The following is a 19,843-nucleotide window of genomic DNA, read 5'->3' on the forward strand; positions in this document are numbered from 1 at the left end:
ATATCTTTGTTGATGAACCCAAGCAACAAAGGATGCCGCTACTCTAGGGCTATTCTAGAAGTATCTTTTTTAGTTTACTTTTTTTCTTTTTATTACTCTATAATTTTTTAATTGCTTAATTTACTGGATTTTTTGATAAAAAAAACTCAGCTTTAGTTTCTTTAAAATAAATTTTGTGTTTTAGAAAATAATAGTACTTTTGCATAATAATCTACAAAGCCGATAGGGCAATAGATTTTAAATAAAAAAATATGAGCACTTTAAAAGTACAAGAATTAATCAAGAAAACCGAAAACCTTTCCATTGAGGAAACTTTAGCTGTTTTGGCTAATGATTTTCCAGAAAAAGTGGTTTTCTCGACTTCTTTTGGGCAAGAAGACCAGGTCATAACCGCTTTGATTGCCACAAATGAGTTGCCGATAAAAATATTCACACTAGATACCGGAAGATTGTTTCAAGAAACTTATGATGTTTTTCATAAGACGCTAAAGAAATACAAAGTAAATATTCAGACTTTCTATCCAGAAACGAGTCAAGTAGAGAATTTGTTGAACACCAAAGGGCCAAACAGTTTTTATGAATCGGTAGAAAACAGAAAAGAATGCTGTTTTATCCGAAAAGTGGTGCCATTAAAAAAAGCATTGTCAGAGAATCAAATTTGGATTACAGGATTGCGAGCGGAGCAGTCTGAGAATAGAAGCGATTTAGCTCTTTTTGAATACGATGCTCATTTTGATATCATCAAATTCAATCCTTTGTTGAAATGGAGTTTAAAAGAAGTTCAAGACTATATTGATGCCAATAATGTACCTCAAAACGCATTGCACAAAAAAGGTTTTGTGAGCATCGGTTGTGCGCCTTGTACGAGAGCCATCGTCGAGGGAGAAGACATCAGAGCCGGAAGATGGTCTTGGGAATCCAGTCACAAAGAATGTGGCTTACATCAAAAATAGAAGGCAGATTTCAGAAAATAGAATAAAGAGAATAGAAAAAACAATATTAGTGGTAAGATTTTAGTCGAGGTTACAACAACCTTACACTTTAAACTTTAAACTCTTAAACTAGAAATAATGAGTTCAGTATTAAAAACAAATGCTTTAGAAAGCGAAGCTATTTATATATTCAGAGAAGTAATTGCTCAATTTGATCGACCTGTTTTGCTTTTTTCGGGCGGGAAAGATTCGATTACCTTGGTGCGTTTGGCACAAAAAGCCTTTTTTCCAGCCAAAATTCCTTTTCCGTTGTTGCACGTAGATACCGGACATAATTTTCCAGAAACCATCGAGTTTAGAGATAAATTGGTGGCCGAATTAGGATTAGAATTAATCGTTCGAAATGTACAAGATGCCATAGATGAAGGTAAAGTGGTGGAAGAAACAGGAAAATATTCGAGTAGAAATACATTGCAAACTACTACACTTTTGGATGCTATCGAAGAATTCAAATTTGATGCTTGTATTGGTGGAGCTCGTAGAGACGAGGAAAAAGCCAGAGCCAAAGAGCGTATTTTCTCGGTACGTGATGATTTTGGTCAATGGGATGAAAAAAATCAACGTCCTGAATTGTTTGATTTGTTGAATGGTAAAATCGAAAATGGTCAAAACGTACGTGTTTTTCCAATTTCAAACTGGACCGAATTGGATGTGTGGAGTTATATCGAACAAGAGCAAATCGAAATTCCGTCGATTTATTTTTCACACAAAAGAAAAGTTTTTTTGAGAGACGGTTTGATATGGTCACACTCTCCTTATGTGTACCAAGAAGAAGACGAACAAATCGAAGAACGAATTGTTCGCTTCAGAACCGTTGGTGATATGAGTTGTACTGCCGCAGTAGAGTCGTATGCAGCCACTATTGCTGAAGTAGTTGGTGAAATTCGTTCTTCTACCATTTCTGAAAGAGGCGCCAGAATCGATGACAAACGTTCGGAAGCCGCTATGGAAAAAAGAAAACAACAAGGATACTTTTAAGAGTTTATGGTTTTTCGTTTATAGTTTATGGAAATGTCCTTTTACTCTAAACAACAAACAATAAACAACAAACAATAAACAAAACAAGAATGGAAGTTTTAAAAATAGCAACAGCAGGAAGTGTAGACGACGGAAAAAGTACGTTAATCGGAAGATTATTGTACGATACACAATCCTTGACGACTGATAAAATTGAAGCAATAGAAAAAAGCAGCAAGCAAAAAGGATACGATTACTTAGATTTTTCTTTGGCGACCGATGGTTTGGTGGCCGAGAGAGAGCAAGGAATTACAATAGATGTAGCGCATATTTATTTTTCTACTGCCAAAAAAAGTTACATCATTGCCGATACACCCGGTCACGTAGAATATACTCGTAATATGGTAACAGGCGCTTCGACTTCGCAAGTATCTATCATTTTGATTGATGCTCGAAAAGGAGTAATTGAGCAAACCTACCGTCACTTTTTCATCAATAATTTACTGCGTGTAAAAGACGTAATTGTGGCCATCAACAAAATGGATTTGGTGGAGTATTCGGAAGAAGTTTTCAATAAAATTAAAGCTGACTTTCAAGCCTTGAACGCGAAAAGCGCATACAAGGAACAAAATGTAAGTTATATTCCGCTAAGTGCCATCAATGGTGGGAATGTGGCTCAAAAATCAAAACATATGCCTTGGTACACTGGGCAAACCGTTTTGGAACATTTGGAGTCTTTGGAGACTAATGATATTTATGAAAATGGAATTACACGTTTTCCAGTGCAAACCGTTATTCGTCCAAAAACAGAGGAGTACCACGACTTTAGAGGATATGCTGGGAAATTATATGGGAATTCCATTAAAGTGGGCGATGCGGTAACCGTTTTGCCTTCTTTGACAGAATCAAAAGTAACCAACATTCACTTTTTCGATAAGCAATACGATGAAGCCATTGCTGGTTCCTCTATCACAATCGAATTGGAAAATGACATCAATGTGACTCGCGGTGATATGATTGTAAAATCTAGCGAATTGCCTAAAATAGAAAAAGAAATCACCACAACCATTTGCTGGATGGACAGCAAAAAATTAGTAGGTGGTGCCAAATATTTAGTACAGCATAATACCAACCGAGTTTTAGCCAAGATTGACAGTGTGAAAAATGTAATCGCTACTGATTATTCAGGGGTAACTCCAGCAAGTCAATTGGCTATAAATGAAATTGGTGAAGTAACCATCAAATTAAGTAAACCAATCTATTTTGATAGTTACACAGATAACAAATCAAATGGTGCTTTTATTTTGATTGACCCTGCAACAAACACGACAGCTGGCGTTGGATTTATAAAATAGGCAAGCATCCTAACCCCCAAAGGGGGAATTAGTGGGAATAACGATAGAATTAAAAAATTATTAACTAAATACTAGACTCGGCTCCCTCCCTTTTGGGGAGGGCTGGGGTGGGGCTTATGGAAAGTTTTAGAACCGAAATAGAGAATCCGATTGTTCAAAAGGACATTATCGATTTAGAAAGAAAAATTGCTTTATTCCGCGATGGAAAAATCGACGAGGAGCGTTTTCGTAGCTTGCGTTTAGCACGTGGTGTATACGGACAGCGTCAAGAAGGCGTACAAATGATTCGTATCAAACTGCCTTTTGGTAAAGTGACCAGCGAACAATTGCACCGTATCTGTAAAGTGTCCGAAGAATATTCTACGGGACGCCTGCACATCACTACACGTCAGGATATTCAAATTCACTATGTGAGTTTAGACAGAACACCACAACTTTGGGCTGAGCTAGAGAAAGATGATGTTACGCTTAGAGAAGCTTGTGGGAATACGGTTAGAAATATTACGGCAAGTGAAACTGCGGGTATCGACCCAGACGAACCTTTCGATGTGTCTCCATATGCACACGCACTATTCGAATTTTTCTTGAGAAATCCAGTGTGTCAGGAAATGGGACGTAAATTCAAAATGTCTTTTTCTTCTTCTGATAAAGATACCGCTTTGAGCTATTTGCACGATTTAGGGTTTATTCCAAAGATTGTCAATGGTCAAAAAGGATTTAAAGTATTGTTTGGAGGCGGTTTAGGATCTCAACCTAGTCACGCCGAATTATTGTCTGAATTCATTCCAGCCAATCAAATCATTCCCACCACGGAAGGAATTTTGAGAATTTTTGACCGTCACGGCGAAAGAGCCAAGCGATTAAAAGCACGTATGAAATTCTTGATCAAGGAAATCGGAAAAGAGGAGTTTTTACGTTTGGTGGAAGAAGAGAAAAAAGCCTTATCGCATCAAGTAGTTGAAATTGATACTACTCCTTTCGAAAAGGCAATTCCAGAACCATTGCTCAAGGCGCCAAAAGTTACGATTGAAGATACGGCAGCATTTGAAGCTTGGAAAAAAGCCAATGTTATTCCGCAAAAACAAGCGGGTTATGTGGCTATCGGAATTAAAGTAGCGCTTGGCGATTTTTATATTGATAAAGCTCGACAATTGGCCGATTTAATCAAAAATTATGCAACCAACGAATTGCGTTTTACGTTGCGTCAAGATATTTTAATTCGTCATATTAAGGAAGAAGATTTGCCTTTCTTCTACCAAGAATTGGCCAAATTAGATTTTGTTGCTTTAGGATACAATAGCACCGCTGATATTACCGCTTGTCCTGGAACCGATACGTGTAATTTAGGAATCGCAAGTAGTACTGGAATTGCAGTAGAATTAGAAAGAGTGTTGGCGACAGAATATCCTCACTATGCCAATTCAAACGAGATTACAATCAAAATTAGTGGTTGTATGAATGCTTGTGGCCAACACAATATGGCCGAAATTGGTTTCCAAGGAATGTCTATCAATGCGGGTAAATTGGTGGCACCAGCTTTACAAGTATTGTTAGGTGGTGGAAATTTAGGAAACGGACAAGGACGTTTTTCGGATAAAGTAATCAAAATCCCGAGCCGTCGTGGTCCAGAAGCCTTACGATTGATTTTAAATGATTTTGAAGCCAATTCCAACGGTCAGTCATTTTTGAACTATTACGATGCTAAAGGCGAGAAATATTTCTATGAATTTATGAAACCCTTAGCCGATGTGACCAATTTGACCGAAGCTGATTTTGTAGATTGGGGCAACGCCGATAATTATGTAAAAGCAGTCGGAGTAGGTGAATGTGCGGGAGTAGTAATCGATTTGGTTGCAACCTTGTTGTTTGAAGCGAAAGAAAAAATAGGTTTTGCTCAAGAAGCTTACAACGATAACAAATGGTCGGATGCGATTTACTTGGCCTACGCAGGATTAGTGAATGGAGCTAAAGCCTTGTTATTGGCCGAAAACCAAAAAACAAATCATCACGCTGGAATCATCGATTTGTTTGACACTGTTTTTGTAGAAACGAATAAAATTCAATTAGCTAGTTCTTTTAAAGAATTGGTTTATCAAATCAGAGAAAACGAACCTTCTGAAACTTTTGCCAAAGCATACATTGCCAATGCAATTGCATTTTTTAATACGGTTGAAGCCTACAGAGCAGTAGAGCTATCACAAGAATAAAACGGAATCGTATGAGCTATAAAATAACAGGTAATAGTTCTTCCTCCTTCCCTATTAATGAGGGGAGAAGTGGGGCTCCAAAAGTAACCTTAGTAGGTGCAGGTCCTGGTGATCCAGATTTGTTAACCATCAAAGGAGTAAAAGCTTTGGCCGAAGCGGATGTCGTTTTGTATGATGCTTTGGCCAATGAGGAGTTGTTGGATTTTGCACCGAAGTCATCCATAAAAATATTTGTAGGCAAACGCAAAGGAAGTCATGCTTATTCCCAAGAGCAAATCAATCAATTAATTGTTGATAATGCCTTGACTTATGGTCACGTTGTTCGATTAAAAGGTGGAGATCCTTTTATTTTTGGACGTGGAAGTGAAGAAATTGAGCACGTTGAAAGCTTTGGAATTCCTACCTTTGTCGTTCCGGGGATTTCATCATCAATTGCAGTTCCTGCTTATCAAGGGATTTCTTTGACAAAACGTGGAGTATCCGAAAGTTTTTGGGTAATTACGGGAACGACTTCGGATAGAAAATTATCTACTGATGTTCGGTTGGCGGCCCAATCAACCGCTACGGTGGTGATTTTAATGGGAATGAGTAAATTGTCGCAAATTGTCGCATTGTTTCAAAACGAAGGCAAAGGCGAAACACCGATTGCCATCATTCAAAACGGAACAACTCCACAAGAAAGAATTGGAGTAGGAACTATTGAAACTATAGAAGCTGTTGTAGCAACGCATAATTTGAGTAATCCAGCCATCATTGTAATTGGCGAAGTGGTAAAAGAAAGCAATAAATTAAAAGGTTTTTACGAGGAATTCATTTCGAATGAAATTCGATAAATAAAAGTTCCGAAGGAACTAATACTTGAATAGCGTCGGGTTTTAACCCGATGAAATTAAAAGGATTTTACGAGGAATTTATTTCAAAAGAAATTGTGTAACCTTTGATTTTGATACAATAAAATAATAATTTAAAACGACTCTACTCCCCTTTCCTTTGGAGAGGGGCTGGGGGTGAGGCTTATGGAAAGAAACGAATTATATCCCGTATTTTTAAAACTACATCAATTCAATGTATTGATTGTAGGTGGCGGAAATGTGGGTTTAGAAAAGTTATCTTTTATGTTGAAATCAAGCCCAAATGCAAATGTTGAAGTGGTGGCAACACGGTTTCTTCCCGAGTTGGAAGCCTTGGCCGAAAAACATCCTTCCGTACAATTGACTCAGGCGAAGTTCAAAAAGAAGATGCTCAAAAAACGCCATTTGGTGATTGCTTGCACGGATGATTTAAAGGTAAACAAGCGCGTGTATGATTTGTCCAGAAAGCGTTATTTGCTTTGTAATATTGCCGATACACCCGATTTATGCGATTATTATTTGGGCGGAATTGTGACCAAAGGCAATGTGAAAATCGCCATTTCAACCAATGGAAAATCACCGACAACTGCCAAACGATTGCGTGAATTTTTTGAAGAGGTCATTCCAGAAGATGTGAATACAATGGTTGAAAACCTGAATGAATATCGCAAAACGTTGAAAGGTAATTTTGAAGAAAAGGTGCAACGTATGAATGAAATCACCGAGGTATTAAAAAATAATAAATAATACCGTAGGGACAGGTCGTGACCTGTTCTTCATCACAATAAAAAAATACCCAAGTGATAATTATCACAAATCCTCAAACGAATTAATTGTTTATTTGAGCAGTTTTAGAAAAAAAAGAAGTAATAAGTATAAATAAAAAAAAATGGTTAAAACAGATATATTAATAATAGGAGCAGGACCCACAGGGCTTTTTGCGGTTTTCGAAGCGGGATTATTAAAATTAAAATGTCATATTTTGGATGCCTTGCCACAGCCAGGCGGACAATTGGCCGAATTGTATCCTAAAAAACCTATTTATGATATTCCAGGATTTCCAGAAGTATTAGCTGGAGATTTGGTAGATAATTTAATGGAACAAATCAAGCAATTCGAGCCAGGATTTACCCTTGGAGAACGTGCAGAAACCATCGAAAAACAAGAAGATGGGACTTTCATTGTAACTTCTAACAAAGGGAAAAAATTCCATGCTCCAGTTATTGCTATTGCAGGAGGATTAGGAAGTTTTGAACCTAGAAAACCTTTAATCGAAGACATCGAGTTTTACGAAGACAAGGGAATCAAATACTTTATCAAGAATCCAGAAAAATTCCGTGACAAGAGAGTGGTGATTGCTGGTGGTGGAGATTCTGCTTTAGACTGGAGTATTTTCTTGTCGAATGTAGCGTCAGAGGTAACTTTGATTCACCGTCGCAACGAATTCCGCGGCGCATTAGATTCGGTGGAGAAAGTACAAGAATTGAAATCTGCTGGAAAAATCAAAATGATTACGCCAGGAGAAGTGGTTGGATTGAATGGTGCAGAGCGTTTGGAATCAGTAGATGTAGACATCGAAGGAGCGCACCGAAAAATAGAATGCGATTATTTTATTCCTCTTTTCGGATTGACACCCAAATTAGGCCCTATTGCCAATTGGGGATTAGAAATCGAAAAAAACGCCATCAAAGTAAACAATGCTTTAGATTATCAAACCAACATTCCTGGGATTTTCGCCATTGGTGACGTAAACACCTATCCAGGCAAACTAAAATTGATTCTTTGCGGATTCCACGAAGCCACATTAATGTGTCAAGCGGCTTACCAAATTATCAATCCAGGTAAAAAATATGTGATGAAATACACCACCGTTTCAGGTGTAGACGGCTTCGACGGTACTCGTAAAGAAGCGCCAAAAGCAGTAGTGAAAGCTATTGTGTAAAAAAAAGTTGCTGATTCATCAAGGTTCTGAGAGGCTAAGTTCAATAAAAGCTTAGTCATTCAGAACCTTTTTTCGCTTAGAAACTTAGCCACTTGGCTACTCAGAATCTTTAAAAAAAACACTTGCAAGTATCGGAGCTATGTCGTTACTTTGCAGCGTTCCTATTTTTATTGAAAGTTATCACGAAAGGCGGAGGGAAAAGACCCGATGAACCCTTAGCAACCCTTTACTTTTTTAAAGAAGGTGCTACATTCTACCAAGCATAGCGCGGATAGATAACAACAAAATACAGTCTCGTATTTTTTCAAACCCCTTTCCCGATACATTTTTAATAATTGAATGAGCGCATCATTGGGGCTTTTTTGCCATCAACGTTCCCGCTATCCACTATATCTTTTATGCTGAACCCCAGCATAAAAGGATGTCGTTGCTATCGGGGCTAAAGAGTTAGCAATAGGCTTATTTAGAAACAAAAAGAAATGTATTCCCTCAAGCAGAGGCGTAACAGAAAATATAAATAAAAAAAGCTTTGCGCCTTAGCGTCTTAGCGGTAAATAAAAGTATGTCAACAATACAAGAAGAAATTAAAAAAAGAATTCTCGTGCTCGACGGAGCAATGGGAACAATGTTGCAACGCTACAATTTCTCCGAAGAAGATTTTCGTGGCGAACGATTCAAAGATTTTCCGCATCCGTTAAAAGGAAACAATGATTTATTGTCCCTCACGCAACCACAGGCCATCAAAGCCGTGCACGCCGCCTATTTTGAGGCAGGAGCCGATATCGTAGAAACCAACACCTTCTCAGGAACCACTATCGGTATGGCCGACTATCATTTGGAGGATTTGGTATACGAACTCAACTACGAATCCGCTAAACTAGCCCGTGAAGTAGCCGATGAATTCACCGCCAAAAATCCAGACCAACCGCGTTTTGTAGCGGGTTCTATTGGACCCACGAACAGAACCGCGAGTATGTCACCTGATGTGAATGACCCAGGATACCGTGCCGTAACTTTTGATGATTTACGTATCGCTTACAAGCAACAAGTCGAAGCCTTGTTGGACGGTGGTTGTGATATTCTTTTGGTAGAAACCATTTTCGACACCTTGAATGCCAAAGCCGCACTTTTTGCCATCGAAGAAGTCAAAGAAGAACGCAATATTGATGTGCCTATTATGGTTTCTGGAACCATCACCGATGCTTCAGGAAGAACCCTTTCTGGGCAAACGGTTGAGGCTTTCTTGATTTCGGTTTCGCACATTCCGTTGTTGAGTGTAGGATTCAATTGCGCTTTGGGTGCCGATTTGCTCAAGCCGTATTTGCAAACTTTGTCGCATAACACTTCTTTCAATATTTCGGCCCATCCTAATGCAGGATTACCGAATGCCTTTGGAGAATACGACGAAACGCCTGAGGAAATGCAAGCGCAAATTCGTTCTTATTTAGAAGATAATTTAATCAACATCATAGGAGGCTGCTGCGGCACCACTCCAGAGCATATCAAATTAATTGCGGATATCGCTAAGGAGTATAAGCCGAGGGTTTCGACTGCGGTGATGTAAAATATTGTTCCTGCAAGGTTTTTTTTAACCTTGTAGGTATTTAATTTAATAGACCTACAAGGTTTTGTAAACCTTGCAGGAGGACAGAGTAAATTTAGTTGTCCCGCTCGCACTAGCAGCATAAGTTCCATAGGAACGACTCATTTTATAGCAACGGATTTTAATCCGTTGGATGTAGGAACAAAATTCATTCCGTTGAAATTAATAGAGGGTAATAAATGGAAATACAAGGAGATAATAATTATGTATTGGCGGTAAAGCAAATAAAAACGGCAATTTTAAAAAGTCGTTATGAAGCTGCTGCGCTTGCCAATAAAGAATTGTTGAAATTGTATTTTAGCATTGGTCAATATGTGTCCTTTCATAGCCGAAACAAAAATTGGGGAAAAGGTGCAATTGATAGTATTTCGAGTTTGTTGCAACAAGAGCTTCACGGATTGAGAGGTTTTTCGGCTACGAACATTAGAAATATGCGTATTTTTTATGAAGAATGGGAATTTATGCAGCCCTTTTTGATAGATAAAAAAGAACCTCTTTTTCAATTTTCGGAAGAAGAGTTAAATCGGCAGTTGCCGTCTACCGAATTGAAAAACCAAAATCGTCAGTTGGCAACTGGCGATTTGAATGATAGTTTTCTAATTCAGCAGTTGCCAACTGCTGAATTAGAAAATGAATGGATAGAGTTGTTTTTGAAAGTTCCATTTACGCAGCATCGTCTTATAATTCGAGGAGCGGAAGTTACGGAAGAGCGTGTTTTTTATATCCAAAAAGTGGCAACCGAGTTTTGGAGTTTTGAAACTTTAAAACACCATTTAAAGTCGGATTTGTATCAACGACAAGGAAAATTGGCGCATAATTTTCAAAGCACTTTATCTGAAAATGCTTTTAGGCAAAAAGCATTGATGGCTTTTAAAGATGAAATGTTGTTGGATTTTATCAATATTGAAGATGCTGATGAAGAACCAAACGAACGTATTTTGGAAAATGCCATTGTGCAGAATATCAAAAAATTCATAATGGCTTTGGGGACTGAATTTAGTTTTATTGGGAATCAGCACCGATTGCTTATTGAGGACGAAGAGTATTTTATAGACTTGCTGTTTTTTAACCGAAAAATTCAGAGTTTGGTTGCTATTGAATTAAAAAAGGGGAAGTTTAAAGCGGAATATGTTGGTAAAATGAATCTTTATCTTTCGGCATTGGATGAAATGGTCAAACAGCCACACGAAAATCCGTCTATTGGAATTATTCTTTGCAAAGAAAAGAACAATAAAATAGTAGAATTTGCATTCCGAGACACCTCAAAACCGATGGGAGTAGTAACGTATAAAACATATAATGATTTGCCAGAAGCTTATAAAAATATTCTGCCAGATACGGAAACGTTGAAATCCTTGTTGTAATGAAGAAAAAAAATGGATGAAAAAGATAGTTGTCGTTTAGCACTTTTGCGTGAGGGATAGTAGTGGAGCTCTTTTTTCTTGATTTTTTTATCAAGAAAAAAAGCGGGAACGGATAGCCCGGCCCTTGGGACACGCCCAAAATAAAATAGAAAACCCAGTTTAGTTTTGAAGACGAGCTGGAGATAAAATAAAGAATAGAAAATCACTAGTAGCTGAGCAACTTAGCCACTGAGTAACTCAAAATAAAGAAATGGCAGAAAAAAGAAGAAACCTAGTATTATCAGGATTGGAACCTTTAATCATCACGCCGGAAAGCGTTTTTGTGAATGTGGGGGAACGAACCAATGTAACGGGTTCGCGAAAATTTCTTCGATTGATAAAGGAAGAGAAATATGATGAGGCGCTGGATATTGCGCGCCAACAAGTAGAAGGTGGCGCACAAATTATTGATATCAATATGGATGAAGGGATGTTGGATGGCGAATATGCTATGACCAAATTCTTGAATTTGATTGCAGCTGAACCGGATATTTCGCGTGTGCCGATTATGATTGACAGCTCGAAGTGGGAAATCATTGAGGCGGGTTTGAAAGTGGTGCAAGGGAAATGTGTCGTGAATTCGATTTCTTTGAAAGAAGGTGAGGAGCGATTCATTCATCACGCGAACTTAATCAAACGTTATGGTGCGGCGGTGATTGTGATGGCTTTTGACGAAGTGGGTCAAGCCGATAATTACGAAAGGCGTATCGAAATTTGCCAGCGTTCGTATGATATTTTGTTGGGAATTGGATTTCCACCACAAGATATTATCTTCGATTTGAATATTTTTCCTGTGGCTACAGGAATGGAAGAACACCGCTTGAATGCCTTGGATTTCTTTAGAGGAACCAAATGGGTTCGCGAAAATTTACCCCACGCCCATATTAGTGGCGGGGTGAGTAATGTGTCGTTTTCGTTTAGAGGAAATGATGTGGTGAGAGAGGCGATGCACTCGGTTTTCTTGTACCACGCGATTCAAAACGGAATGACGATGGGAATTGTAAACCCAGAAATGTTGTCGATTTACGATGAGATTCCAAAAGATTTATTAGAATACGTTGAAGATGTGATTTTGGACAGACGCGATGATGCTACAGAGCGTTTGTTGGATTTTGCCGAGAATGTAAAAGGAGACGGTTCTAAAACAAATGAAGCGGTAATACAAGAATGGCGTAATGGAACCGTACAGGAAAGAATCACGCACTCTTTGGTAAAAGGAGTGGATGCTTTTATAGAAATTGATGTAGAAGAAGCACGCTTGGCCGCCGAAAAACCAATCGAAGTAATCGAAATCAACTTGATGGCAGGAATGAATGTCGTGGGCGATTTGTTTGGTTCGGGTAAAATGTTTTTGCCACAAGTGGTAAAATCGGCACGTGTGATGAAAAAAGCAGTGGCTTATCTTTTACCTTTCATTGAAGCCGCCAAGCAAGTTGGAGACAAATCTGGGAACGGAAAAATCCTGATGGCTACTGTAAAAGGGGACGTGCACGATATTGGAAAAAATATTGTTTCTGTAGTATTGGCTTGTAATAATTATGAGATTGTCGATTTGGGTGTGATGGTGCCTCCAGAAAAAATTATTGCTGCAGCTATTGAGCACGAAGTGGATATTATTGGTTTGAGCGGTTTGATTACGCCGTCTTTGGACGAAATGGTGTATTTGGCGAAAGAGCTGGACAAACGCAATATGAAAATCCCTGTAATGATTGGTGGAGCGACTACTTCGCGTGCGCATACCGCGGTGAAAATTGCGCCTCAATACAGAGAAACGGTAATTCACGTCAACGATGCTTCGAGAGCGGTAACTGTAGCGGGGAATTTATTGGACCATAATCGTAAAATATATGCAGCGGATATTCGTGCAGAATACGATGCCTTTAGAAAAACATTCTTGAATCGTTCACGAGATAAAAATTTCTTGTCTATCGAGGATGCTAGAAAAAACAAATTGCAATTGGATTGGGATAATTTTACACCAGTACAACCAAAAGTAATTGGCAAACAAATTGTAGAATTGGATTTGGAGACTTTGGTACCCTATATCGATTGGACGCCTTTTTTCAGAACTTGGGAATTATTCGGCAAGTATCCAGCCATTTTAACTGATGAAGTAGTGGGTGAACAAGCTACTTCGGTTTTTGCGGATGCACAAGCGATGTTGAAAGTGATTTTGGAGGAGAAAAAGTTAACGGCAAAAGGCGTTTACGGAGTTTTTCCTGCGAATCAAATCAATGATGATGATATCGAATTGAAAGATGAAAAAGGAAATCCATTGCAAACATTCTTGACTTTGCGTCAACAAGCTCAAAAAACCAAAGGTGCGCCAAACATTGCTTTGTCTGATTTTATTGCGCCAAAAGAAAGTGGTAAAGTGGATTATATGGGAGCGTTTTGTGTAACCACTGGTTTTGGTGTCGATGAATGGGCGGCCGAGTATGAGACAGCATTAGACGATTATAATTCAATTATGGTGAAGGCGTTGGCCGATCGTTTTGCAGAAGCATTTGCCGAATATTTACACGAGAAAGTCCGAAAAGAAATTTGGGGCTATGCTGCTGATGAGGTGTTGAGTAAAGAAGACTTGATTGAAGAATCGTATAAAGGAATTCGACCAGCACCAGGTTATCCAGCTTGTCCAGACCATTTAGAGAAACCGACGATTTGGAAATTATTGAACGTTGAAGAAGAAATTGGTGTGACTTTGACCGAGAGTATGGCGATGTGGCCCGCTTCATCCGTTTCTGGGTACTATTTTGGGAATCCAGAAAGTAAGTATTTCGGACTCGGAAAAATCAAAGAAGACCAAGTAATTGATTACGCCAAACGAAGAAATGTTTCGACAGATGTAGCCATGAAATGGTTGAATCCGAATATAGCTGATTAAAAAATGTTTATAGTTGTTGGTTTATAGTTTATGGTTTTGGAATCAGAACTAACAACAACAACAAACAATGAACAATAAACTTGTAGTATGAAAGTAACACAACATATAGAAAACGCCAAAGGAGAAACCTTGTTTTCTTTTGAAATTATTCCGCCACAAAAAGGCAAAAGCATTCAGGAATTATATGACAACATCGATCCGTTGATGGAGTTCAAACCGCCATTTATTGATGTGACCACTTCTCGTGAGGAGTTTATTTACGTTGATAAAGGGAATGGATTATTAGAAAAGAAGTTGACAAGAATGCGTCCCGGAACTTTGGGAATTTGCGCATCAATCAAACATAAATACAACGTGGATACCGTGCCGCACGTGCTTTGTGGAGGTTTTACCAAAGAAGAAACAGAATATTTGTTGGTGGATTGTCATTACTTAGGTATTGATAATGTGATGGCTTTGCGTGGTGATGCGATGAAAGACGAGCAATCGTTTGTGCCCACCAAAGGAGGTAATAAATATGCTTCCGATTTAGTAAGCCAAATTTATCAATTGAACCAAGGGAAGTATTTGCACGAAGTAATGGACATTGATAACAAAGCCGATTTCTGTATTGGGGTGGCGGGTTATCCTGAGAAGCATTTGGAAGCACCTTCTTTGCAAACCGATTTGAAACGTCTTAAAGAAAAAGTAGATGCAGGCGCGGATTATGTCGTGACTCAAATGTTTTTTGATAATGCAAAGTATTTCGAATTCGTTGCCAAAGCCAGAGAAATGGGCATTACAGTTCCGATTATTCCTGGGATAAAACCTATTGCGGTAGAAAGACATTTGCAAGTGCTGCCACAAATTTTCCGTATCGATTTGCCAGAGGATTTAATTGATGCGGTTGAGAAATGTAAAAACAATGCCGAAATCCGCCAAGTTGGAATCGAATGGGCAATCCAACAATCTATTGAATTAAAAGCCGCTGGTGTTCCCGTTTTACATTATTATTCTATGGGGAAATCAGAAAACATCAGACAAATCGCTAGTCAGGTTTTTTAATATAAAAGTTAGTATTATTTCAATTGTAATGAACTCGATGAACGTTGGTTTGTCGAGTTTTTTTATGGTAAAAGGTATTATTTCGATAATAATACCCAATGTTTGATCAAGTGTTTTACATTTGCAAATAAAACAATAAAAAAATCCTAAATGACTCTTAAAGCAAAGATAAATCAAGTAAGAAGAACGATGATGAGATCACTTACTAGTGGTATCGGAAAATCTTCTTCAACCAATCAAGGCATCATTAATCCAGCAGAAGTAAAAAGCGTTTTGATTTCGAGACCTAATCACCGTTTAGGGAATTTATTATTGATTACGCCATTGGTACAAGAAGTACAAACCCTTTTTCCGAAGGCAACAATTGATGTTTTTATTAAAGGGAATCTAGGTCCTATTGTTTTTGAAAATTATTCTAGTGTTGATCAAATTATTCGGTTACCTAAAAAACATTTTGATGAAAAGCGAAATTATTTAAAAGCGTGGTGGCAACTCAATTCAAATAGCTATGATTTAGCCATCAATGCAGATAAAAATTCTTCCTCTGGACGCTTATCTATTCAATTGGTGAATGCAAAGTTCAAATGTTTTGGGGAGCTAGAAACTGATCTTTCCAGTCAATTCTCCGACTATACTCATATTGCAAAATACCCTGTGTATGATTTGCGTCATTTTCTTGCTTCGGTAGGAATGAAAGTGCCGAACACACCAATTCCTAATTTGCTTTTGCAATTAAGTCCTGAAGAAATAGCCAAAGGCAAAGCACTTCTGGACGCAATTGTTCCCTCATCTAAAAAAACAATCTGTATTTTCACTTTTGCTACTGGGGCCAAATGTTATTCCAAAGATTGGTGGGGAGTGTTTTACGATCGTATCCTAAAAGAATTTCCAGATTACAACGTGCTAGAAGTGTTGCCGGTTGAAAATGTCTCTCAAATCGATTTTAAAGCGCCAACCTATTATAGTAAAGACATTCGTGAGATTACAGCTTTCTTCAAAAACACCGAAATTTTTGTGGGTGCCGATAGCGGTATGATGCATTTGGCTTCAGCAGCTCAGATACCTGTAATTGGGTTGTTTTCGGTTACTAAACCCGATAAATATGCGCCTTATGGAGCAAAAAGTGTTGCGATTGATACCAATGAAACTACCATCGAAGATTGGATTCAAGCGATAAAAGATAGTTTGAAGTAATTAGTGAATAGTGATTAGCCATTGGTCGTTAGCTTTTTTTGCTATTCACTAATGGCTAATCACTATTTCGTAATCTCCCTAAATACTGCTTCTAAGTTTTTGTTTTTCTGGTTGAGTTGTAGGGTTTTTAATCCGTTGTCGTGAGCGAAATCGAATACGGTTGGACGCATATCTTGGCTCGATAAAAAAGTCAGTTCCCATAGATAATCACTGTTTTTGATGAATGATTTTAAATGTGGAATGGCATTAATTTGGTCTTCAGTTACTTTTAAATCAAATTCTACTTCGATAACTTGTTGTTTATCGGCAGCTATCAAAACTTCGAGTTTTTTATCCGCTACAATTTTTCCTTTGTCAATAATGATGACACGATCACAGATTGCTTCTACTTCTTGCATGATGTGAGTAGAAAGGAAGATGGTTTTGTCTTTGCCTACAGTTTTAATTACATTTCGGATTTCTGCTAATTGATTGGGGTCTAATCCTGTGGTAGGTTCGTCCAATATTAAGACTTCGGGATGATGAAGCAGCGCATTGGCTAATCCCACACGCTGACGATATCCTTTAGAGAGTTGTCCTATTTTTTTATGACTTTCGGGAGTTAGCCCCGTCAATTCAATTACTTCTTGTATGCGGTCTTTTGGTACTTGATAAACCGCGGCATTAAAGGCTAAATATTCTCTAACATACAAATCCAAATAGAGTGGATTGTGTTCGGGTAAATACCCAATGATTTTTTGAACTTCTTTTGGTTGTTGGTCAATAGATTTTTCATTGACAAAAGCTTCGCCTTCATCTGCCGTGAGATAGGTGGTCAATATTTTCATCAACGTTGATTTTCCTGCGCCATTTGGCCCTAAGAAACCTACGATTTCTCCTTTTTTTATGGAAAATGAAATACCGTCAAGTGCTTTTTGTGCACCATAACTTTTTGAAATGTTTTTTACTTCTATGGACATACCTCTAAACTATTTGTTGCAAAAGTAAACAGAAAAACCATTTGTTTTTAGCATTCTGGAATTTAAAAGTAGTTCGTGCAAAACCAATTTTTACGGGAGATAACGCGATTTTGATGAGAAACATTTTAAAATTTTAACCTAAAAAAAGTGTATTGTAAGGAGAATCAATATATTTACAAAAAAGAATACAACAATGGAATACAATCATTCAAGCAGTTTTTTAAAAAATTACAGTAGTATCCTTAAACTAATTACTGGTATTGTAATAGGAAGCATAGCAGGACTAGTTTTTGGGAAAGACGTTGAGGTTATCAAGCCTTTGGGTGACATTTTTTTAAATTTGTTATTTACAGCAATTATTCCGTTAGTGATTTTTACTATTGCCAGTGCCATCGCGAATTTGCAAAAATCAGACAAGTTAGGAAAATTATTTCGGGTGGTGTTTTTGGTCTTTTTGTTTACAGTGGTTGTTTCGGCTATCATTATGGTTTTTGCCATGATGGCTTTCCCTATAGATACTTCTGCTTTTGCCTCTCAACTCAAACCCGATACTTCGACACATTCTAGTGGCGAATCGCCAATAGCCTTATTGTTTACCGTAAATGACTTTTTTGAAATTCTCTCTCGTAAAAACATGTTGGCGCTTATCTTTTTCTCTTTATTAATAGGTTTTGCAACTTTGAGAGCAGGCGAAAAAGGTAAAGAGTTTGCCCGTTTTTTGGATGCTTCAAACGAAGTGATGAAAGAAGTGCTGAATTTAATCATGAAGGCAGCCCCTATTGGTCTTGGAGCCTATTTTGCGTATCAAGTGGGGATTTTTGGTCCGCAACTTTTTGGAGCCTATGCCAAGCCTTTGGCTGTCTATTATGGAGTTTGTGTGTTGTACTTTGCTATTTTTTTCTCTATTTATGCTTATATGTCCGGAGGAAAATTGGCAGTGCACACTTTTTGGAAAAATAATGTAACGGCTTCGTTTACGGCATTGGGCACTTGTAGTAGTATTGCTACCATGCCAGCCAATTTGAAGGCGGCAGAACAAATGAAAATCCCTGCCTATATTCGCAATCTGGTAATTCCTTTAGGAGCCCCCATCCACAAAGACGGTTCCAGTATGTCTTCGATTGTGAAAATTGTGGTCATGTTCGCCATTTTTGGAAAGGATTTTACCGACCCTTATACGATACTTTCCATGATTGGTATTACGGTAATTGTGTCGGTCGTAGAAGGGGGTATCCCTAACGGAGGGTACATCGGAGAAATTTTGGCCATTACTGTTTATGGTTTTCCAATGGAGCAAGCGTTGCCTGCGGCTATGATTATTGGGACTTTGGTGGATCCAATCGCTACGTTATTGAATGCAAATGGAGATATTGTTGCCGCAATGATGACCACCCGCGTAGTGGAAGGTAAAGATTGGCTGGTAAATCAGATAGAAAAAATATAAACTGAGATGAAATGCCGTATTAAGTAGAGATGTAATTATAGGCGTTCCATCATTTAATAAAAATAGTCAAGGATGAAAAAAATTGCTTTAGGATTATGGGTGTTGTGTAGTTCTATTGCTCAAGCTCAAAATGATATTGAACTCAAAGAAGTGACTCGAATCGAAACTGAATTGGCTTCGGATGCTATGCAAGGACGCGGGTTGTTTACGCCTGGTATCGAGAAAGCTTCAGTTTTTATTGAAAATGAATTCAAAAAGATGGGATTGTCTTTTTATAAAGATTTGAGCTCGTATCGTCAGGATTTTTTAATTGAAGGAAAGCAGGCTAACAACGTTATAGGGATACTACCTGGTATATCTAGACCTAATGAATATGTGATTTTCTCAGGGCATTACGATCATTTAGGAATGAAAACCTCGGGAGACGATAAAATTTATAATGGCGCAAATGATGACGCTTCTGGAATTACAGCTGTAATAACTTTGGCTGAATATTTTAAAAAGAAAAACGATAACGCACGAACACTTATTTTTGTGGCATTTACGGGTGAAGAAACGGGAGGTTACGGTTCTGCTTTTTTCTCAAATTCTATCAATGCTGATGAAGTGGTAGCGATGTTCAATATAGAAATGATTGGGACCGATAGTAAATGGGGCAAAAATTCTGCTTACATTACAGGATTCGAGCGCTCTGATTTTGGAACTATTTTGCAAAAGAATTTAGTGGGTTCAGGATTCAATTTTTATCAAGACCCTTATCCTGAGGAACAATTATTTTACCGTTCAGATAACGCAAGATTAGCGGCTTTGGGAGTTCCTGCTCATACCATTTCTACCTCTAAAATGGATGTCGAACCAAATTATCATAAATTAAGTGACGAAATAAGTACTTTGGATATGGATAATATGACCGAGATTATTAAGTCGATTGCCATCAGTTCACAAACTATAATTAGTGGAAAAGATACCCCTTCACGAATACCAAAATTGAAAAAATAATCATTA

15 protein-coding genes and 1 riboswitch are annotated in these 19,843 nt (G+C 38.0%); of the genes, 14 read left to right on the forward strand and 1 reads right to left on the reverse strand.

Going from position 1 to position 19,843, the window contains the following annotated elements:
* The first annotated feature begins 251 nt into the window (after positions 1 to 251).
* The 12 genes from ACZIX2_RS05805 (at position 252) to ACZIX2_RS05860 (ending at position 16,435) form a co-directional block, all read left to right on the forward strand.
* On the forward strand, positions 252 to 953 hold the full coding sequence (locus tag ACZIX2_RS05805; RefSeq protein ID WP_463339142.1) for a phosphoadenylyl-sulfate reductase: 702 nt from the start codon (positions 252 to 254) through the stop codon (positions 951 to 953).
* A 117-nt stretch (positions 954 to 1,070) separates the two neighbouring features.
* Complete coding sequence (cysD, locus tag ACZIX2_RS05810) at positions 1,071 to 1,970, forward strand: sulfate adenylyltransferase subunit CysD (RefSeq protein ID WP_159687674.1); 900 nt, start codon at positions 1,071 to 1,073, stop codon at positions 1,968 to 1,970.
* Positions 1,971 to 2,059: 89 nt separating this feature from the next.
* Positions 2,060 to 3,304, forward strand: coding sequence for a sulfate adenylyltransferase subunit 1 (locus ACZIX2_RS05815; protein WP_463339143.1), 1,245 nt, complete (start codon positions 2,060 to 2,062; stop codon positions 3,302 to 3,304).
* Positions 3,305 to 3,420: 116 nt separating this feature from the next.
* Positions 3,421 to 5,511, forward strand: coding sequence for a nitrite reductase (locus ACZIX2_RS05820; RefSeq protein WP_463339144.1), 2,091 nt, complete (start codon positions 3,421 to 3,423; stop codon positions 5,509 to 5,511).
* 11 nt (positions 5,512 to 5,522) lie between these two features.
* The gene (gene cobA, locus ACZIX2_RS05825; RefSeq protein WP_463339145.1) at positions 5,523 to 6,344 is read left to right on the forward strand and encodes a uroporphyrinogen-III C-methyltransferase; all 822 of its coding nucleotides are present in this window, start codon (positions 5,523 to 5,525) and stop codon (positions 6,342 to 6,344) included.
* A gap of 183 nt (positions 6,345 to 6,527) precedes the next feature.
* A complete protein-coding gene (locus ACZIX2_RS05830) occupies positions 6,528 to 7,109 on the forward strand; it encodes a precorrin-2 dehydrogenase/sirohydrochlorin ferrochelatase family protein (protein ID WP_463339146.1) in 582 nt (193 codons plus the stop codon).
* 142 nt (positions 7,110 to 7,251) lie between these two features.
* Entirely contained in the window at positions 7,252 to 8,304 is a 1,053-nt protein-coding gene (locus ACZIX2_RS05835) for an NAD(P)/FAD-dependent oxidoreductase (RefSeq protein WP_463339147.1), read from the forward strand.
* A gap of 174 nt (positions 8,305 to 8,478) precedes the next feature.
* A riboswitch (SAM riboswitch) is annotated at positions 8,479 to 8,586 on the forward strand.
* A gap of 280 nt (positions 8,587 to 8,866) precedes the next feature.
* On the forward strand, positions 8,867 to 9,868 hold the full coding sequence (locus tag ACZIX2_RS05840; RefSeq protein ID WP_463339148.1) for a homocysteine S-methyltransferase family protein: 1,002 nt from the start codon (positions 8,867 to 8,869) through the stop codon (positions 9,866 to 9,868).
* Between the two features lie 218 nt (positions 9,869 to 10,086).
* On the forward strand, positions 10,087 to 11,271 hold the full coding sequence (locus ACZIX2_RS05845; RefSeq protein WP_463339149.1) for a PDDEXK nuclease domain-containing protein: 1,185 nt from the start codon (positions 10,087 to 10,089) through the stop codon (positions 11,269 to 11,271).
* A gap of 250 nt (positions 11,272 to 11,521) precedes the next feature.
* The gene (metH, locus tag ACZIX2_RS05850; protein ID WP_463339150.1) at positions 11,522 to 14,197 is read left to right on the forward strand and encodes a methionine synthase; all 2,676 of its coding nucleotides are present in this window, start codon (positions 11,522 to 11,524) and stop codon (positions 14,195 to 14,197) included.
* A gap of 87 nt (positions 14,198 to 14,284) precedes the next feature.
* Complete coding sequence (metF, locus tag ACZIX2_RS05855) at positions 14,285 to 15,241, forward strand: methylenetetrahydrofolate reductase [NAD(P)H] (protein ID WP_463339151.1); 957 nt, start codon at positions 14,285 to 14,287, stop codon at positions 15,239 to 15,241.
* A 150-nt stretch (positions 15,242 to 15,391) separates the two neighbouring features.
* Positions 15,392 to 16,435: a glycosyltransferase family 9 protein gene (locus ACZIX2_RS05860; protein ID WP_463339152.1), complete on the forward strand. Its 1,044-nt coding sequence runs from the start codon at positions 15,392 to 15,394 to the stop codon at positions 16,433 to 16,435.
* Between the two features lie 62 nt (positions 16,436 to 16,497).
* Here ACZIX2_RS05860 and gldA read toward each other — a convergent pair whose 3' ends face one another.
* Positions 16,498 to 17,394 carry a gliding motility-associated ABC transporter ATP-binding subunit GldA gene (gldA, locus tag ACZIX2_RS05865; RefSeq protein WP_463339153.1) on the reverse strand — a complete coding sequence of 299 codons (897 nt, stop codon included), beginning with the start codon at positions 17,392 to 17,394 and terminating at the stop codon, positions 16,498 to 16,500.
* A 193-nt stretch (positions 17,395 to 17,587) separates the two neighbouring features.
* Here gldA and ACZIX2_RS05870 point away from each other — a divergent pair, with 193 nt between their 5' ends.
* Both ACZIX2_RS05870 and ACZIX2_RS05875 read left to right on the forward strand, forming a co-directional pair.
* Positions 17,588 to 18,838, forward strand: coding sequence for a dicarboxylate/amino acid:cation symporter (locus tag ACZIX2_RS05870; protein WP_463339154.1), 1,251 nt, complete (start codon positions 17,588 to 17,590; stop codon positions 18,836 to 18,838).
* A 72-nt stretch (positions 18,839 to 18,910) separates the two neighbouring features.
* Entirely contained in the window at positions 18,911 to 19,837 is a 927-nt protein-coding gene (locus ACZIX2_RS05875) for a M28 family peptidase (protein ID WP_463339155.1), read from the forward strand.
* The last annotated feature ends 6 nt before the right edge of the window (positions 19,838 to 19,843 follow it).

The organism is Flavobacterium riviphilum (genome assembly GCF_055231795.1).

Bases quoted from the DNA above. Each gene is read 5' to 3' on its own strand.
- ACZIX2_RS05875 (WP_463339155.1), top strand. From the start codon at position 18,911: ATGAAAAAAATTGCTTTAGGATTATGGGTGTTGTGTAGTTCTATTGCT.
- metF (WP_463339151.1), top strand. From the start codon at position 14,285: ATGAAAGTAACACAACATATAGAAAACGCCAAAGGAGAAACCTTGTTT.
- cysD (WP_159687674.1), top strand. From the start codon at position 1,071: ATGAGTTCAGTATTAAAAACAAATGCTTTAGAAAGCGAAGCTATTTAT.
- ACZIX2_RS05840 (WP_463339148.1), top strand. From the start codon at position 8,867: ATGTCAACAATACAAGAAGAAATTAAAAAAAGAATTCTCGTGCTCGAC.
- ACZIX2_RS05815 (WP_463339143.1), top strand. From the start codon at position 2,060: ATGGAAGTTTTAAAAATAGCAACAGCAGGAAGTGTAGACGACGGAAAA.
- ACZIX2_RS05805 (WP_463339142.1), top strand. From the start codon at position 252: ATGAGCACTTTAAAAGTACAAGAATTAATCAAGAAAACCGAAAACCTT.
- metH (WP_463339150.1), top strand. From the start codon at position 11,522: ATGGCAGAAAAAAGAAGAAACCTAGTATTATCAGGATTGGAACCTTTA.
- ACZIX2_RS05845 (WP_463339149.1), top strand. From the start codon at position 10,087: ATGGAAATACAAGGAGATAATAATTATGTATTGGCGGTAAAGCAAATA.
- ACZIX2_RS05860 (WP_463339152.1), top strand. From the start codon at position 15,392: ATGACTCTTAAAGCAAAGATAAATCAAGTAAGAAGAACGATGATGAGA.
- ACZIX2_RS05870 (WP_463339154.1), top strand. From the start codon at position 17,588: ATGGAATACAATCATTCAAGCAGTTTTTTAAAAAATTACAGTAGTATC.
- ACZIX2_RS05820 (WP_463339144.1), top strand. From the start codon at position 3,421: ATGGAAAGTTTTAGAACCGAAATAGAGAATCCGATTGTTCAAAAGGAC.
- gldA (WP_463339153.1), bottom strand. From the start codon at position 17,394: ATGTCCATAGAAGTAAAAAACATTTCAAAAAGTTATGGTGCACAAAAA.
- ACZIX2_RS05835 (WP_463339147.1), top strand. From the start codon at position 7,252: ATGGTTAAAACAGATATATTAATAATAGGAGCAGGACCCACAGGGCTT.
- ACZIX2_RS05830 (WP_463339146.1), top strand. From the start codon at position 6,528: ATGGAAAGAAACGAATTATATCCCGTATTTTTAAAACTACATCAATTC.
- cobA (WP_463339145.1), top strand. From the start codon at position 5,523: ATGAGCTATAAAATAACAGGTAATAGTTCTTCCTCCTTCCCTATTAAT.